This is a genomic window from Streptococcus pseudoporcinus LQ 940-04 (genome assembly GCF_000188035.1).
Lineage (GTDB): Bacteria > Bacillota > Bacilli > Lactobacillales > Streptococcaceae > Streptococcus > Streptococcus pseudoporcinus.
Genome location: NZ_AEUY02000005.1, coordinates 216,565 through 233,181, shown reverse-complemented (window position 1 = coordinate 233,181; position 16,617 = coordinate 216,565). Strand labels below are relative to the sequence as shown.

At 36.6% G+C, this 16,617-nt stretch carries 13 protein-coding genes and 1 CRISPR repeat array; all 13 genes read left to right on the top strand.

The window, feature by feature from the left end:
• The first annotated feature begins 343 nt into the window (after positions 1-343).
• The 13 genes from STRPS_RS02505 (at position 344) to STRPS_RS02445 (ending at position 16,574) form a co-directional block, all read left to right on the top strand.
• Complete coding sequence (locus STRPS_RS02505) at positions 344-2,749, top strand: CRISPR-associated helicase/endonuclease Cas3 (protein WP_007892651.1); 2,406 nt, start codon at positions 344-346, stop codon at positions 2,747-2,749.
• A 514-nt stretch (positions 2,750-3,263) separates the two neighbouring features.
• Positions 3,264-4,001, top strand: coding sequence for a type I-C CRISPR-associated protein Cas5c (gene cas5c, locus STRPS_RS02500; RefSeq protein ID WP_007892704.1), 738 nt, complete (start codon positions 3,264-3,266; stop codon positions 3,999-4,001).
• Positions 4,001-5,887, top strand: a complete 1,887-nt coding sequence (gene cas8c / locus STRPS_RS02495; RefSeq protein WP_007892671.1) for a type I-C CRISPR-associated protein Cas8c/Csd1 — start codon at positions 4,001-4,003, stop codon at positions 5,885-5,887. The genes cas5c and cas8c overlap by 1 nt, the downstream gene beginning before the upstream one ends.
• Positions 5,888-5,890: 3 nt before the next feature.
• Positions 5,891-6,739, top strand: coding sequence for a type I-C CRISPR-associated protein Cas7/Csd2 (cas7c, locus tag STRPS_RS02490; protein ID WP_007892658.1), 849 nt, complete (start codon positions 5,891-5,893; stop codon positions 6,737-6,739).
• 1 nt (position 6,740) lies between these two features.
• Entirely contained in the window at positions 6,741-7,409 is a 669-nt protein-coding gene (gene cas4, locus STRPS_RS02485; RefSeq protein WP_007892679.1) for a CRISPR-associated protein Cas4, read from the top strand.
• Positions 7,409-8,434: a type I-C CRISPR-associated endonuclease Cas1c gene (gene cas1c, locus STRPS_RS02480; protein WP_007892627.1), complete on the top strand. Its 1,026-nt coding sequence runs from the start codon at positions 7,409-7,411 to the stop codon at positions 8,432-8,434. The genes cas4 and cas1c overlap by 1 nt, the downstream gene beginning before the upstream one ends.
• Before the next feature lie 9 nt (positions 8,435-8,443).
• Positions 8,444-8,737, top strand: coding sequence for a CRISPR-associated endonuclease Cas2 (gene cas2 / locus STRPS_RS02475; protein WP_007892660.1), 294 nt, complete (start codon positions 8,444-8,446; stop codon positions 8,735-8,737).
• Positions 8,738-8,884: 147 nt separating this feature from the next.
• Positions 8,885-9,643: a CRISPR direct-repeat array (repeat unit 32 nt; unit sequence GTCGCACCCCTCACGGGTGCGTGGATTGAAAT).
• A 229-nt stretch (positions 9,644-9,872) separates the two neighbouring features.
• On the top strand, positions 9,873-11,543 hold the full coding sequence (locus tag STRPS_RS02470; RefSeq protein ID WP_007892669.1) for a sensor histidine kinase: 1,671 nt from the start codon (positions 9,873-9,875) through the stop codon (positions 11,541-11,543).
• Entirely contained in the window at positions 11,531-12,298 is a 768-nt protein-coding gene (locus tag STRPS_RS02465; RefSeq protein ID WP_007892631.1) for a response regulator transcription factor, read from the top strand. Before STRPS_RS02470 ends, STRPS_RS02465 begins: the two co-directional genes overlap by 13 nt.
• A 75-nt stretch (positions 12,299-12,373) precedes the next feature.
• Complete coding sequence (locus STRPS_RS02460; RefSeq protein ID WP_007892676.1) at positions 12,374-13,408, top strand: ABC transporter substrate-binding protein; 1,035 nt, start codon at positions 12,374-12,376, stop codon at positions 13,406-13,408.
• Positions 13,409-13,417: 9 nt separating this feature from the next.
• The gene (locus STRPS_RS02455; protein WP_007892694.1) at positions 13,418-14,497 is read left to right on the top strand and encodes an ABC transporter ATP-binding protein; all 1,080 of its coding nucleotides are present in this window, start codon (positions 13,418-13,420) and stop codon (positions 14,495-14,497) included.
• The gene (locus STRPS_RS02450; RefSeq protein WP_007892683.1) at positions 14,498-16,162 is read left to right on the top strand and encodes an ABC transporter permease; all 1,665 of its coding nucleotides are present in this window, start codon (positions 14,498-14,500) and stop codon (positions 16,160-16,162) included.
• A gap of 214 nt (positions 16,163-16,376) precedes the next feature.
• Positions 16,377-16,574, top strand: coding sequence for a hypothetical protein (locus tag STRPS_RS02445; RefSeq protein WP_007892692.1), 198 nt, complete (start codon positions 16,377-16,379; stop codon positions 16,572-16,574).
• The last annotated feature ends 43 nt before the right edge of the window (positions 16,575-16,617 follow it).

Genomic DNA, 16,617 nt, shown 5'->3' with positions numbered 1-16,617 from the left:
GACTTATCAAGAAAAAGGATACATGTTTATGGGCTGGGTGGAATAAATGGATGCTTTCTTATTTTATACAGATGGCATTCTTTTTTTACTTGAGTTCTTTTCTTTATAAGAATGGGTTTGATAACATATCGTTTGAACGACTTATCCAATACTTTTCTTGGTTTGATGATTTTTCTCGTTTTCCCTTGGTCATGGGTTCACTTTAGTATACCAAATTCACCCTAACCCTGATATAGTAAAGCAATTACAAAAACGATTAATTATAATATAATAACTTTAAGGATTTAAATTGAAAGTATCCATGTGAGACTATTTGTACTTATAGAATTCAGGAGGTAGTATTATGATTATGGGACATTATGATGCAAATACGGGGAGAAAGCAGCCTTTAGAAGAACACCTATTTAATGTTGCAGTTGATGCTAGTAGACGATCAAGTGCAATTAAGCAAAATGATGTTCTTTTTTTGTTGGGTTTGTTTCATGATTTAGGTAAGGCCCATCCAGATTTTCAAGATAAACTTTTGAATCATCCTAATCACCATGTAGATCACTCATCGGCGGGAGCTTATTATCTTTTATTGAAAATTCAACAGTATTTAATCCCCAAAGGTATTCCTAAAAAAAGTTGTCAACTTTTCTCAGAAGTTGTAGGATATGTTATCTCATCTCATCATGGGATGTATGATTTATATGATAAAGAGGCTAACCGCTCGCAGTTTAATCGTCTGATGGAGAGACTGACAAAGTTCTTAGAAAAGGTAGAATTTGATAAAACGATTCAGCCTTTTGCAGCTAATTTAGAGTTAAAATTGTCAGTGTATGGTTATGAACATTTAGAGGATTTGATTGTTAAATCCTATGCTAATTTTAAAAATGCTTTAGATAAATTGCCATGTAAAGATGACACAGAAAGGGACTTTTATATAGGTGCTTTTGTCCGTCTCTATTTGTCATTTTTGAAAAATGCTGATATTTTAGATACTGTTAACGCCTATGAAGAAGTTATTATACCTTCTAACGAGGAAAAAAATCAAGAACGTCGTGATAACTATCTTCAATCAGTTGAGGATCTTTATCGAAAGTTTGAAAAAGCAAATAACGACTTAAATCAAGTCAGGACAATGATTGCTGAGAGAGTCAAAGAACGAGGTCAGAAAGATACTGCAGGTATTTATCGTCTGAATTTGCCAACCGGTGCTGGGAAAACCAAAGCAAGTCTTCGCTATGCGGTTCAACAGATGGCTTGTCAAGATAGAAAACGGTTTTATTATGTTACCGCCTTTCTATCTGTTTTAGAGCAGAATGCCAAAGATATCAAAGCTATTATAGGCGAGGATGGTGTCTTGGAGCACCATTCAAATGTTGTCAGAGAGAAAGAGTTTCAAGACTTTAATGAAGAAACATACGATGAAGTTATGCAAGAGTATTTGCTAGATAGTTGGGATAGTCCTGTCGTTTTAACGACAATGGTGCAATTTTTTCAAACGTTATTTAAAATCAAATCGGCCAATATCAGACGGTTTTCGAATCTTGCTAACAGTGTTATGGTTCTAGATGAAGTTCAGTCTCTGCCTATAGAGGTGACAAGTCTCTTTAATTTAACCATGAATTTTATGAGTCGAGTTATGAATACCACGATTATATTATGTACGGCAACTCAACCGGCTTACGATTATGATAGTTTGGTCCATCAGCTGGTTTATGGAGGGGAAGTAACAGAGCAGGCAGACATTGTTTCTTTAATGGAAGAAGAGAGGGTTATCTTTGAACGGACAGAGCTTAAAAAGCTAAAGGAAGACAACAGTAAAGTAACTTTGTCAGAGGTAGCAGAATTTGTTTTAGAACAAGAAGAATCTGTCCTGGTGATATTAAATACCAAGCCTTCTGTCTATCAACTGCATCAATTATTAAGTGAACAAACAAACCGCCCCCTTTACCAATTATCTACCAATATGTGTCCACAACATCGTCTAGATACTATTTCAGAAATCAAGAAGCTACTCAAAGAAGATATACCACTAATCTGTGTCAGTACACAGTTAATTGAAGCAGGAGTAGATGTTGACTTCGCTCGAGTTATAAGATCATACGCCGGTTTAGATTCTATCGTTCAAGCAAGCGGTCGTTGTAATCGTGAAGGAAAACGTGATTTAGGTCAAGTGATACTGGTTAATATAAGTAATGAGGACGAGAATATTTCTAGACTAACCGAGATTAAGAAGAAAAAGTCCGTAACTGAAGATATCCTCTGTCGCCAATCGTCTCCCATTGATGTTTCAGTTTTGAATGACGAGTTCTTCAAGCGCTATTATGAAAACAACACCAAAGATATGGATTATCCATTAGGGGATAATCAAACGGCTTATGATTTTTTGAGTTATAATCATTATGCAGGCTTTCAATTAAAAGGAATGCTTCGTCAAGCCTTCAAAACAGCCGGTCAGAAGATTGATTTAATCAAGGATGAAAGTATTGGTGTTTTTGTTCCCTATGGTAATTCAATAGCAATGCTAGAAGACTTTGAGACATTTTTAACAGATCATCCTTATCCCAATTTTGAAGACTACACTTACATTAAAGAAAGGATGAAAAACTTACAACTTTACACTGTCAACGCCAGAGAAGACTCATCATTTTTAAAACAAGCTAAATCTTACTTAGGTGGGCAAATTTGGATTCTACCTCAGAAATTCTATGATGATAAAATGGGCATAAAAAAAGAAGCAGATGCCTTACTCATTTTTTAGAGTAAAAAATCTACTTTCTATAAAAAACAAACTAATTTCAATCCACGCACTCGTGAGGAGTGCGACACGTGCACCAATTTGACTACCCAGTCTCAATCTACGCACTTGTGAAGGGTGCGTAGATTGAGGAAAATAAGTTGTAAAAATGGGACGAAATTTCAAGTCACATTGATGGTTCCACACTATATCTTGAATTCTATCATATATACATGATAAAATTCAAGGTATAAGTATAAATTCTAGTTAGTTTTAAATAGAAAGTTAAATAAGGATTGACAAATAAAAAGAAAACGATTACAATAAAGTTGTTAACAGCATAAATGGGATATTCATTGTATCAGCTTATTTTCATTTTATAGAAACTATTATCATTCAGTTGCCAGCAATTTTACTTGCTTTGGTTAGTCTGGTAAAAGTGGTCTCTGAGAAAAAATAATCCTAAAAAAGAGGGCCTTTTTAGGATTAAGAAATATAGTATGCAATAGTATCCTAACTGATAGAAAGGAGTAAATTAGTGTTTCGATCTCGAAATTTTTACTTTAGGTTAAGAGGAAATCTAGCTCTTTTTACCAATCCGGCAACTAAGGGGGGAGGGGAACGTAGTTCTTACTCAGTTCCCACTCGTCAAGCTCTTCAAGGAATTGTGGATGCTATTTATTTTAAGCCAACTATTACCAATGTGGTGACTGAAGTCAAAGTTTGTAACCAAATTCAGACTGAATTACACGGTGTTAGGGCATTATTAGCGAATTACAGATCAGATTTGAGTTATGTTTCCTATCTTAGTGATGTTGAATACCTTGTGAAATTTCATTTTATTTGGAATGAAGATAGACCGGATTTATTGTATGATCGACTTCCAAATAAGCATGAGGCCATTATGGAGCGTTCTATCCGAAAAGGAGGGCGCAGAGATATTTTTTTGGGGACAAGAGAATGTCTAGGGCTAGTTGACGATATTTGTCAGGAAGACTATGAGCAAGCAGAAGTTGCTTATGCTGGTCAAACTATTGATTTTGGTATGATGTTTCATTCATTCAAATATCCAAAAGATAAATCTGAGTCTTTAAAGTCTTACTTTGCGCATATAGTTATGGAAAATGGTTGTATTCGTTTTAAAGAACAAAAGGACTGCGAGATTATGAATACTTTATCTAGTTATGCCTTTAAAGCTCCAAATCAGATTAAATCAGCAGATGAAGAATTTGCAATTTATCAAGCAGATGAGGAAAGTGAGAAAGGTGGGAACTGATGGACTTTTTTACATCATTATTAAAAGCTTATGAAGGTGCAGAGAAAGAAGATTATGTCGATAATCCTGCAAAAAGTGGCCCGGTTTTATTACCAATTTATCATACCAGTTTAAAGTCTAACGGTAAAAATGTTATTACAGTAAAGCTTGATTGTTATGGGCAATTGCTATCAGCTGACTTTTTAGGTGATAAGGAAGTTATTGTCTTTCCTATTACCTCAGATTCTGTAGCACGGGCAGGAAAAAATCCTACTCCCCATCCACTTGTTGATAAGTTCTCCTACTTCGTTTCAAAAGTCAATCAAGACCAGTATAATACCTATCATAAGCAGTTGGACAATTGGGTAACTGCTTGTGAAGATGGGCAAGTTAAGGATTATCTAAAACTTATTCAACATGCTATTTTACAAGAAGATTTTTCAGAGAAAATCATTAACTCTTTGATGAGTGAGCCTTATCAACGTAATGGATTGGTATTGACTTATGACTTAGAAGCTAAAAAGTCTAAAACAATGGATTTGTCGGCGTGTTTCTTGGAATTTTCAATAGTTGATTTTATTGGCTATAAAACTATTTCAGTCACAAACTTTACAGAACTCCATCAGGCATATATTGACTATATAGAATCTCATCAAGAGAATTTAATTTTATGTAATATTAGCGGTCGAAAAGAAGTGTTGGCAACTAAGCATCGAGGTTTGATTGGAAATGCTAAATTGATTTCTGTCAGTAATAATAACGAGGCCTATAAAGGACGTTTTAAGGAGCGTAATGATGTTTTCAGTGTGGGAAATCAAACGTCAGAGAAAATCCATCTGATGGCTAAATATTTTTTGGAAAATGAGAATACCCATACTTGGCTTGGTAGTGGACAACATTTAATTAACTGGTTTAGTGATGATTTAATCAATGAGAGCCAGTTAACAGTTACTAATCCGGTTACTAGTCTCTTTAATTATGAAGATGATGCAAATAATAAAACGGAATTTACAGTTTCTCAAAAGGATAACGACATTAGTAATTCCTTTATTCGAGGAGTAAAAAAATTTAGTGATGCTTCAAGTTATTATGCTGCTATTCTAAACAAAACCAATGACGGTCGTATTGCCTTGAAATATTTTAGACAATTGCAGGCCTCTCAATTGCTAAAAAATTTGGAACAGTGGCAAGCCTGCTATTCTTGGGAGCGGCGTCGTAAGGATGGCACTTACAATGATTATACACCGAGTTTAATGCAGATCATTCTAGCGGCTTATGGTGTTGATCGTGAGCGTTTTATAGAACTAGATAATGATCATTTTAAGAGTGAACAATTTCAAAAATTACTCACTAACTTAATTGATGGCAAACCGCTACCATCTTCAATTGTTAAAAAACTTGAAGAAAATATTAAACAACGTCAAAAATACTCTAAACATTGGTACCAAGTACAGCAAGTTAGTCTCGGTATTTTACACAAACAAAATGGGGAGGAATTGTCACCAATGCTAGACCATACCAATCAAAATCGTTCTTATCTCTTTGGACGATTATTAGCCATATTTGAGTTGATTGAAACTTTACGGTATAAGTTAGATAATAGCGATAGTGGGCGTATTACCAACGCTGAGCGTTATTGGACGGCTTATACTGGACAGCCAACTAAACTCATGATGTTATTAGAAAATAAAATTAAACCTTATGAAGAAACCTTGAAACTTAATAGCAGAGGCCCTTGGAGTAAACTAAACAAAGAAAAAGAAGAAATTATGCAACTTCTAACGCCTTTGTTGGAAACAGAATCCATGGAAAAACCTTTGGATTATCAGTTTATATTTGGTTATTACGCTGAGAAAAAATTCTACTACACAAAACAAGAAATTGTGACAAATGAAGGTGAGGAGTAAATCATGTTAGAACAAAAAATTGATTTTATGGTAACGCTTGAAGTGAAAGAAGCTAATGCGAATGGAGATCCGTTGAATGGAAACATGCCTCGTACAGATGCGAAAGGCTATGGAGTTATGAGTGATGTCTCAATCAAAAGAAAATTACGTAATCGATTGCAAGATATGGGGCAGCCTATCTTTGTTCAAGCTAGTGAACGTATTGAAGATGAGTTTCATTCTCTTGAGAAGCGTTTTTCTAATCAATTTACCGCTAAAGATAAAGATGAGGATATTGCAGAAAAAGCAAATGAACTATGGTTTGATGTTCGTAGTTTTGGGCAAGTCTTTACTTATCTGAAAAAATCAATTGGTGTGCGTGGACCTGTATCAATTAGTATGGCAAAGACGTTTGATCCTATTGTGATTTCAAGCCTTCAAATCACACGCAGTACTAATGGTATGGAGCCTAAAGGAGATAGTAGCCGTTCTTCTGACACTATGGGAACCAAGCATTTTGTGGATTATGGTGTTTACCTTGTGAAAGGATCAATTAACGCTCACTTTGCTGAAAAAACAGGTTTTAGTGAAGAAGATGCGGAATTGATTAAACAGGCATTAATGAGTTTATTTGAAAATGATACTTCATCAGCACGTCCTGAGGGATCAATGCGTGTACGCCAACTGTTCTGGTTTAAACACTCAAGTAAACTTGGGAACGTCTCAAGTGCACGTATTTACGATTTGTTAGTTGTTGATAAATCTAAGAAAGATAAGACTTCTTATGAAGATTACCATATTCGTTTGGATGAAGAAAAATTAGCCGAATATCAAGCTAAAGGGTTAGAGGTAGAAATCCTAGAAGGGTTATAATATGGTTTATGCAGAAGAAGATTATTTGATGCTATCAGGGATTCAGCACTTTCAATTCTGCAAGCGTCAATGGGCGTTGATTCATATTGAACAGCAATGGTCGGATAATGAAGCGACAGCTCATGGTCAAACGTTACACCAAAAGGCTGACAACCCCTTTATTAAGGAAAAACGTAAGGATACCATTATTTCACGAGCTATCCATATTTCATCTAAAAACTTAGGATTGTATGGAATTTTAGATGTTTTGGAATTTCACAGAGATAGCTCTGGAATCCCTTTGGAAGGTAGGAATGGGCTTTGGATTCCACTGGTTGTTGAATATAAACGTGGTAAGCCAAAGAAGGATACGCGAGATATTGTCCAGTTAGTCGCGCAGGTAATTTGTTTAGAAGAAACCTTGGGATGTTATATTGATAAAGGCTACCTCTATTATCATAGTGTTAATCAAAAGGTTGAAGTAGATATTACGGAGGACTTGAGGCGGGAAGTCCATCAATTGGCTGATCAGATGCATGACTATTATAATCATAAAGTAGTAGAGAAAGCAGCTTATTTCAAAAATTGTACCCTATGTTCTTTAGTGGATATCTGTATGCCAAGACTGAGTAAGAAAACACCAAGTGTTAATAACTATATCAATAATTCTATAATCAGTGAGGTAATTTAATGAAAAAGCTGCTCAATACGCTCTATTTGACACAAGATAATTTTTACCTGACAAGGGAAAGAGATAATATTGTGATCAAGCAAGATAGTAAGGTTATCAGCCGGTTCCCATACCGTATTATTGATGGTATTGTGTGCTTTTCCTATCTTGGAGCATCGCCATCCCTTATTGAACTTTGCTCAGAGAATAATATTAATTTATCATTTCATACGCCTCAAGGTCGATTTTGTGGTCGTTTTGTAGGTTCAACTAATGGGAATGTCTTACTGAGGCGAGAGCATTATCGTATTGCTGATAACGATGCGTCTTTGGAATATGCTAAGCGGTTTATGTTGGCTAAAATTTCGAATGCAAGAAAATATTTAGTTAGATTTCGTAGAGATCATCGTGATAGAGTGAATTCTCAGCTGTTTGAAGAAATTAATACAGAACTAATTTGGGCACTAGAGCATATTCCACTAGCATCTGATAAAGGCACTTTGTTAGGGATTGAAGGACAAGCAGCCAATCACTATTTTAGAGCTTTTAATGATTTAGTTTTGTCGGATAAAGATACTTTTTATTTTTATGGACGAACGCGCAGACCACCACAAGATTGTATTAATGCCCTATTATCATTTGGCTATAGCTTATTGACTTACGAATGTCAATCGGCCCTTGAAGCTGTTGGTTTAGACAGTTATGTTGGTTTTTATCATACTGACAGACCAGGAAGAGCCAGCCTAGCGCTTGATTTAGTGGAAGAATTTCGCTCCTTTATCGTTGATCGTTTTATCTTTTCACTGATTAATAAAGGACGATTGACAAAGAAGCATTTCGAAATAAAGGAGACAGGTAGTGTCTTATTAACTGAAAAAGGTCGTGCTATTTTTCTTGAAGCCTGGCAGAAGCGCAAGCATGTAGAAGTAGTGCATCCATTTACCAAAGAAAAGGTGAAGATGATGCTACTTCCTTATATTCAGGCACAGCTATTAGCGAAATCTATTAGGGGAGAATTAGATTCTTACCCACCATTTCTAATTTAGGTGATTGTTATGATGGTTTTAATTACTTATGATGTTAATACGGAGACCCCAGCAGGACGTAAACGATTGCGACATGTTGCTAAATTATGTGTAGACTATGGACAACGGGTTCAAAATTCTGTTTTTGAGTGTTCAGTGAGCCCAGCAGATTTTGTAGAAATTAAAGATAAATTAACTAAAATAATTGATATGGAGTCTGATAGTGTTCGATTTTATCGTTTAGGTAAACATTGGCAAAAGAGAGTTGAAATTCTTGGCCGTGATGTTTCCTATGATCCTGATATGGGACTTTTACTTCTTTAAAAATCTTTTCGCGAACCGGGGTTACACATTAAATCCTGCGAGATTCGCGCATGAAATGATAACCATTAAGTAAAATTGAGATAACTTTACGAGTAAAAGAGATATCGTAAAAATTTAATTTTACTTTAAATAGTGTTTTTATGTGCTGTCGCACCCCTCACGGGTGCGTGGATTGAAATTTTACCGACCTGATATGCTACCAAATTTCCAAATGTCGCACCCCTCACGGGTGCGTGGATTGAAATCGAAGATTTAGATGATTGTTCCACTTCATCATCGTCGCACCCCTCACGGGTGCGTGGATTGAAATAAAAGCAATCAGAGAAAAATACAACAATAAAAATGTCGCACCCCTCACGGGTGCGTGGATTGAAATCCATCATGTCTTTTGATATAATCAAGCACTCTTGTCGCACCCCTCACGGGTGCGTGGATTGAAATTGTATAAATATTTTTGTCAGACTTTTTGTAAGTTGTCGCACCCCTCACGGGTGCGTGGATTGAAATCAAAAACATTGCAAGCAACAACACCAAGCGGTGGAGTCGCACCCCTCACGGGTGCGTGGATTGAAATCCTGAGACAGAGTTAAGCAAAGCTTTATGAATCATGTCGCACCCCTCACGGGTGCGTGGATTGAAATCCAAATCGAGCAGAGGACGAACGCTTTAACTTGCGTCGCACCCCTCACGGGTGCGTGGATTGAAATACGTCTAATAAAGCAAAAGATCAAGAACGTATTGAGTCGCACCCCTCACGGGTGCGTGGATTGAAATTCATTTTGTAATTTAACATGTAGAGTAGTCAAACGTCGCACCCCTCACGGGTGCGTGGATTGAAATTGATTTTCCGTATCCTTCAAACGATACATCATTTGTCGCACCCCTCACGGGTGTGTGGATTGAAATATAGTATCTTCATCATTAGTCCCAAGATAAAGAAGTCGCACCCCTCACGGTGTGTTTGGTAATAATATGATAGATATATATAGAAGTTTAATCATTTTATACAAATATGAGAGAAATTTTAAATTGTTCAGCTAATGACACCGTTTACATATGCTCCTCATCTTGCTATAATCATTTCATAATTAAAAAGCATGGTAACATGCTTTTTTATGTGAGGGTGTACTTGGGTATGGTAAATATGGAAAGAGAAGTTGGTCTTACCTTTAGGGAGAAATTGCGGCTTGAGGTTTTTGCTGGTTTTAAGAAAACAGCTTTGGTTATTGGTTTGAGTTATGTGGTGGTGCTGACCTTGTTTATTGTTTCGGTTCAGTATAGTCAATTGGCTGGCGGGACAAATGATATTGTCTCATATTTCAATACAGTCCACTGGAAGAGCGACCGGCTTTTTGCCAAACTTGAAGAAAAGGGTCTAAACCAATTCTTGTCAGGGCACCTGAGTGAGCGTGAGATGTTCAGAAAAGTCTATCAAGAGTCGACTCGTCTACCGTTTCGCTCGGCTATTTCCATCTATAACCCTAGGGGAACTTTGCTTTTGAGCACACGTCTTCCTAATCGAAATGGACTCCAAGATGATGCTTTTGTTAAAATTGCTCTGCCCAATATCAATCGAGAAACAGAAGATCGGCTTATGAAAGATTATCAAGGGAATCCCTTTCTCTTAAAAATGAAAGCTATCTGGTCAAAAGGGGTTAAGATAGGTTATTTGGTCCTTTACATTGACGGTAATGATTTTGAGTCTGGTTTAAAGATTGGTGCAACTCAGTACGTGATTGCTGACCGTTTTAACCATCTTTTTACGTCAAATAGTTTACAAGATAGAACCCTTTCTTGGCAAAAAATTAATGCGAATCAGCTTAAAAAATGGATGACTATAAGTGAGGGAAATCTGATCTTACATCAGTGGAAATCCTTGAGTCAAGAGCTTTTTTTGTATACGTCTATAGTAGTGCTTCCTTTGTCCTATCTTTTGATTTTTACGGGCTTCTTTGTTCTTGGGATTATGTCGCTTTTGATTGCTTTAGCAAGAGGGCTTTCTGAGCGCATTGCAAGCCATAGTAGCGATAGTATTGCCTTATTGGTGCAAGATTTGGAGAAGATTGTTAACGGCTACCAAGACAAAGTAGTCGTTAGGACTGAGGATGAGTTTGGCTATTTAGCCCAAAAAATAAATAGTTTACTTAACACTTTACAGCGCCTCTTTCATCAAACTCTGGCTTTGGAGCAAGAAAAAACGACTGTTGAGCGTAAACTATTGGAAGCTCAATTTAACCCACACTTTCTCTATAATTCCTTAGAATCTATTAAAATTTTAATTGATTTTAATCCTCATAAGGCACAGGCAATAATTCTAGCCCTTAACCGTGTTTTGCGTTACAGCATAACTTCTCAGGAGGAATACGCCACTTTAGCTTCTGACTTTGATATATTAGAGGATTTTTTAGCTGTCAATCAGGTACGTTTTGAGGATTTTAGTTTTCTTCTCTCTTATCCGGAGGATTTGCAAGGACTGCGTGTTCCTAAACTCTTTTTATTGCCCTTAGTTGAAAATGCCCTCAAATACGGCATGCAGTCTCGGCATGACTTAGCTATTAAAGTAGAGCTCCAAATGACAGATCGATATGTTCATATCTATGTCTTGGATAATGGACCTGGTTTTAGTCAATCCTTTAAAGATGACTTTGCTCGTTACTTCAAAGCTGGTCAAACCGAACATGGTTTAGTTAATTCTTACAGTCGCTTAGTCATGCTCTATCCCAGTGCGACCATTGAGCTCTGCCAAGTTGATACTTTGAATGGTGTTTTATTACAATTTGAAAGGAAGCAAGCATGTTACGGATGATCATTGTCGAAGACGAACATTTAATTAGAAATTGGTTGAGTCAGGTTATAGATTACAAGCAAATGGGAATTGAATTACTTGCTTGTGCCCGTGATGGTCAGGAGGGGATAGAGGTGATAGAAGGTTATCGTCCTGATATTGTCTTAACAGATATCATGATGCCTAGAAAGACGGCTTTTGATATGTTTGAAGCGACCAGAAGGATTCCTTATCAAAAAATAATCTTATCGTCTTTTAGTGATTTTCAAAATGCTAAGAAAGCGATGCGATATGGGGTTTATAACTTTTTGGAAAAACCTTTAGATAAGGAAGAACTCCGGGACTGTCTTTGGCAGATTTGTCTGGACCTTAAAACGGAGGCGACTTCCTTAGCTAGTGAGGAAGGTCTGAGTAAGCAATTTCCGACCATTGATTTGCCTGTTATTGATGGTAACTATTTATCTGCTCAGGTTATAAGCTATTTGCATCATCATTATAATCAGACCCTATCGACTGAAAGAATTGCTCACCATTTTGGTTACAGTGAAAGTTATCTTTATAAAAAGGTTAAGGAAGAGTTGGGAATTACCATCAAAGATTATCTCAATAGGTATCGCATGAGGCGAGCTATCAAACTGATATTAGAAGAGCCTCATCTCCTGGTTTATCAGGTTTCAGAAGCTGTGGGATATTCGGATTATAACTATTTTGGGAAGGTTTTTCGTCGTTATACGGGGCTCACTTTCACGGAATTTAAAGAGAATTTTACGCATTGAGGATAGAATTGTCCTATAATTAAAGCGCTTTCTTTTGTAGAATTGAGGTATTAAAACATGAAAAGGAGCATGATTATGCGCAAAAAAACCTTAACAGTCTTAATGGCATCAGTTGCACTGCTAGGCCTGGCTGCCTGTGGTTCAAAAGCTGGAAACAAGAAGGAGGCTAAAGGAAGTGACAAGTTAGTTGTTTATTCACCAAATTCTGAAGGTTTAATTAATGCGACCATTCCAGCTTTTGAAGAAAAGTATGGTATCAAGGTAGAATTAATTCAAGCAGGAACAGGTGAGCTCTTTAAAAAAGTTGAGAGTGAAGCCAGTAAACCTGTTGCCGATGTTGTTTTTGGTGGTTCCTATACTCAGTATGCGCAACACCCTGAACTTTTTGAAAAATACACGGCAAAAGATAATGACAAAGTTATCAAGGATTATCAAAACACAACGGGTTATTCAACACCCTATACCCTAGATGGTTCCGTTTTGATTGTCAATCCAGATTTAACGAAAGGCATGAAAATTAAAGGTTACAAAGACCTGCTCAACCCTGAACTTAAAGGAAAAATTGCTACAGCGGATCCAGCTAATTCTTCTAGCGCCTTCGCCCAGTTAACCAATATGCTGAAAGCCACTGGCGGCTATGACAAAAAAGCAGCTTGGGATTATGTCAAAGATCTCTTTACATTGGTGGATGGTAAAATCAATTCTAGCTCATCCAATGTTTATAAGTCCGTTGCTGATGGTGAGATGGCTGTTGGTCTTTCCTATGAAGATCCAAGTGTAAAATTGCTAAATGATGGCGCAAATATTAAGGTTATCTACCCGGAAGAAGGATCTGTTTTCTTACCAGCTAGTGCTGCTATTATTAAAAATGCACCAAATAAATCAAATGCCAAAAAATTCATTGATTTTATCGTGTCTAAAGAGGCTCAAAATGCTCTTGGTACAGAGACAACTAACCGTCCTGTTCGCAACGATGTTAAGGTTAGCAAAAATATGAAATCACTAAAAGACATTAAAACCATCACTGAAGATTATGACTACGTTATCAAACATAAAGCTGAAATTGTTAAACATTACAATGACATTTTTGTTGATATTCAGTCTAAGTAGGAGTAACCTATGAGTCAGATTACCATTAAAAATGCTAAGAAAGTTTACCATGACACGCCAGTTATTGAAGATCTTAATGTTGTGATCCCAGATGGTTCCCTCTTTACGCTGCTAGGGCCTTCAGGTTGCGGAAAAACGACATTGTTACGAATGATTGCAGGCTTTAATTCGATTGAAGGCGGTGACTTCTACTTTGGAGAAGATCGTATCAATCAAATGGAACCGAGTCATCGCAATATTGGTATGGTTTTTCAAAATTATGCGATCTTCCCTCACCTTTCTGTAAAAGATAATGTAGCTTTTGGATTAAAACAACGGAAGTTATCAAAAACCGAAATTGAGCGTAGGGTTGATAAATATCTTAAATTGATGCAAATTGATCAGTTTAAGGACCGGAAGCCAGAAAATTTGAGTGGTGGTCAACAACAGCGGGTTGCTTTAGCTCGTGCTTTGGCTATTAGTCCTGATGTTTTGCTAATGGATGAGCCGCTCAGTAATCTTGATGCTAAGTTACGGATTGATATGCGTCAGGCAATCAAAGAAATTCAAAAAGAAGTTGGTATTACAACAGTCTATGTTACTCATGATCAGGAAGAAGCTATGGCCATTTCCGATCAGATTGCAGTAATGTACTTGGGTGAGATTCAACAAATTGGTAAACCCAAAGAACTTTATCATCGCCCAAGTAACGAATTTGTTGCTACCTTTATCGGCCGCACTAATATGCTAGACGCTGAGTTAATCCATCAAGATGCTCAAGCTTACTTACAGTTTAAAGATGGCTATACAATCTCCTTTCCCTCTTTAAATCATCTGCGGGATCAAGCTGTACGGGTAAGTATTCGTCCAGAAGAGTTTATTAGACAAAGTGATGGACCTATTGAGGCTACTATCAAAGATAGCACCTACTTAGGTTTGAATACAGAATATATCGTTGAGACACCCTTTGCTAGTCGTTTACAAGTGACAGAAGAATCAACCTTGGAGGAAGATTTTGGTGCGGGCAATAGGATTCGTTTGACAATCAATGCTCAGAAAATCAATGTCTTTTCCGCTGATGGTAAGGTGAATCTATTGGGGGTGGAGTAAATGATTAAAAACCTTCAAAAAATGAACATTTGGATTCTATCCTCAATCATCATTTTTATATCTTACTTGCTCTTTTTGATTTACCCTATTGTTACTATCCTTAAGCAGGCCTTATTTGTTGATGGGCAACTCTCTATTCAGCATTTTCTGACATTCTTTTCAAAGGACTATTATTTTGAAACCCTTTTAAACAGTTTTAAAGTCTCTGTTATGGCCACTCTATTGTCATTAGTTGTCGGGACTTTACTTGCTTACTGTTTTGCTATGTTCCGCTTTAAAGGTAAAAAATACTTACAAATATTAGTGATTATCGCTTCCATGTCTGCTCCTTTTGTCGGAGCCTACTCATGGATTCTTTTACTAGGTCGAAACGGAGTCATTACTAAGTGGTTACAAACAAGCTTTGGTTTTCCAAAAATTGATATATATGGCTTTGCTGGGATTGTTTTAGTCTTTACCCTTCAGCTATTTCCCTTAGTTTTCTTGTATGTTAGTGGTGCGTTGAAGAGTATGGATAATTCCTTACTTGAAGCAGCAGAAAGTATGGGAGTCAAAGGGAGTAAACGTTTGACAAAAATTGTTTTACCTCTTTTAGTACCAACTCTTTTAGCTGCGGCTCTCCTAGTCTTTATGCGTGCTTTTTCTGACTTTGGTACTCCTATGCTCATTGGAGAAGGCTACCGCACTTTCCCAGTTCTTGTTTATTCTCAATTTATTAGTGAGGTCGGAGGTAATTCAGCTTTTGCGTCAGCCTTGGCCATAATTGCTATTACCATTGCTTTGATTATTTTCTTAGTGCAAAAATACTTGGCGCAAAAACACAGTTTTAGCATGAGTTCCTTGCATCCCATAGAAGCAAAATCAGTTAAAGGTTGGCAGAAACTTTTGGTTTATGTTTGGGTATATGGTGTTATTGGGCTTTCAGTCTTACCACAGACTTATTTAATCTATACATCTTTCCTCAAAACTTCAGGAATGATTTTTGTACCAGGTTATTCTTTCAATAGTTATGTGCAAGCTTTTAATAGAATGGGAACCAGTATTTTAAATACACTACGTATCCCTCTTATGGCACTGGGTCTAGTTCTTGTATTTGCAACGTTTATTTCTTACCTTAGTGTTCGAAAGCGCAATGCCTTTACCTCTTTAATTGATAGCATGAGTATGGTGCCATATATCGTTCCTGGTACTGTAATGGGGATTGCTTTTATTACGGCCTTTAATACTGGAATTGCTGGGAGTGGTTTCCTAGCCATTATTGGAACATCGCTGGTTATGGTCATCTCATTAGCTGTCAGAAGGTTACCTTATACCATTCGTTCTTCAGTTGCTGCACTACACCAAATATCTCCAAGTATTGAAGAAGCCGCCTCTAGTCTAGGAAGCTCACGCTTAAATACCTTTGTTAAGATAACAATTCCAATGATGTTGTCAGGTATTGTATCAGGTGCCATCCTGTCTTGGATTACCATGATTTCAGAATTATCAACCTCTATTCTCTTGTATAATATCAATACGAAAACAATGACGGTTGCTATCTATACTGAAGTTCTTAGGGGGAATTATGGGATTGCAGCAGCCTTATCAACAATTCTAACAACATTCACTGTCTTATCACTTTTACTCTTTATGAAAGTTGCTAAGAGTGATAGCATAACCATGTAGAGCTTAAACTTAGTCTTTATAAAGAAGACTAAGTTTTTTTGGTAAATAAATGGATTCTACATCGTATAAAGTGACATTAGGTGATGATAAGTTTAGACGATAAGATTTATTTTTTGAAATTATTTTCGAATATCTAGATGGGGAATAATGAAAAATAGTGAGTTATGGGAAAGAATCCCTTCATTATAATATTGTGGTAATAAAGGAGTTTTGTATGTCAGAATTAACCTCAATCTGCCTGTCAGATGACTTAAATGAACAATTGAACTTTTGGACAAATACATATCATATCAGTAAGGCAGAGTTCATTAATCAGATTATCGCTGAAAAACTAGATTCACTCTATGCAATTCAAGAAGCTGATTTAGCTATGCGGGACTGGATTAAAGAACATCAAAACACGTATTTTTAGCCCGATACAATGAAACATGCCAATAAATCGTAAGGGACAGCAA

Bases quoted from the DNA above. Each gene is read 5' to 3' on its own strand.
- STRPS_RS02505 (WP_007892651.1), top strand. From the start codon at position 344: ATGATTATGGGACATTATGATGCAAATACGGGGAGAAAGCAGCCTTTA.
- cas8c (WP_007892671.1), top strand. From the start codon at position 4,001: ATGGACTTTTTTACATCATTATTAAAAGCTTATGAAGGTGCAGAGAAA.
- cas7c (WP_007892658.1), top strand. From the start codon at position 5,891: ATGTTAGAACAAAAAATTGATTTTATGGTAACGCTTGAAGTGAAAGAA.
- cas4 (WP_007892679.1), top strand. From the start codon at position 6,741: ATGGTTTATGCAGAAGAAGATTATTTGATGCTATCAGGGATTCAGCAC.
- cas1c (WP_007892627.1), top strand. From the start codon at position 7,409: ATGAAAAAGCTGCTCAATACGCTCTATTTGACACAAGATAATTTTTAC.
- cas2 (WP_007892660.1), top strand. From the start codon at position 8,444: ATGATGGTTTTAATTACTTATGATGTTAATACGGAGACCCCAGCAGGA.
- STRPS_RS02470 (WP_007892669.1), top strand. From the start codon at position 9,873: ATGGTAAATATGGAAAGAGAAGTTGGTCTTACCTTTAGGGAGAAATTG.
- STRPS_RS02465 (WP_007892631.1), top strand. From the start codon at position 11,531: ATGTTACGGATGATCATTGTCGAAGACGAACATTTAATTAGAAATTGG.
- STRPS_RS02460 (WP_007892676.1), top strand. From the start codon at position 12,374: ATGCGCAAAAAAACCTTAACAGTCTTAATGGCATCAGTTGCACTGCTA.
- STRPS_RS02455 (WP_007892694.1), top strand. From the start codon at position 13,418: ATGAGTCAGATTACCATTAAAAATGCTAAGAAAGTTTACCATGACACG.
- STRPS_RS02450 (WP_007892683.1), top strand. From the start codon at position 14,498: ATGATTAAAAACCTTCAAAAAATGAACATTTGGATTCTATCCTCAATC.
- STRPS_RS02445 (WP_007892692.1), top strand. From the start codon at position 16,377: ATGTCAGAATTAACCTCAATCTGCCTGTCAGATGACTTAAATGAACAA.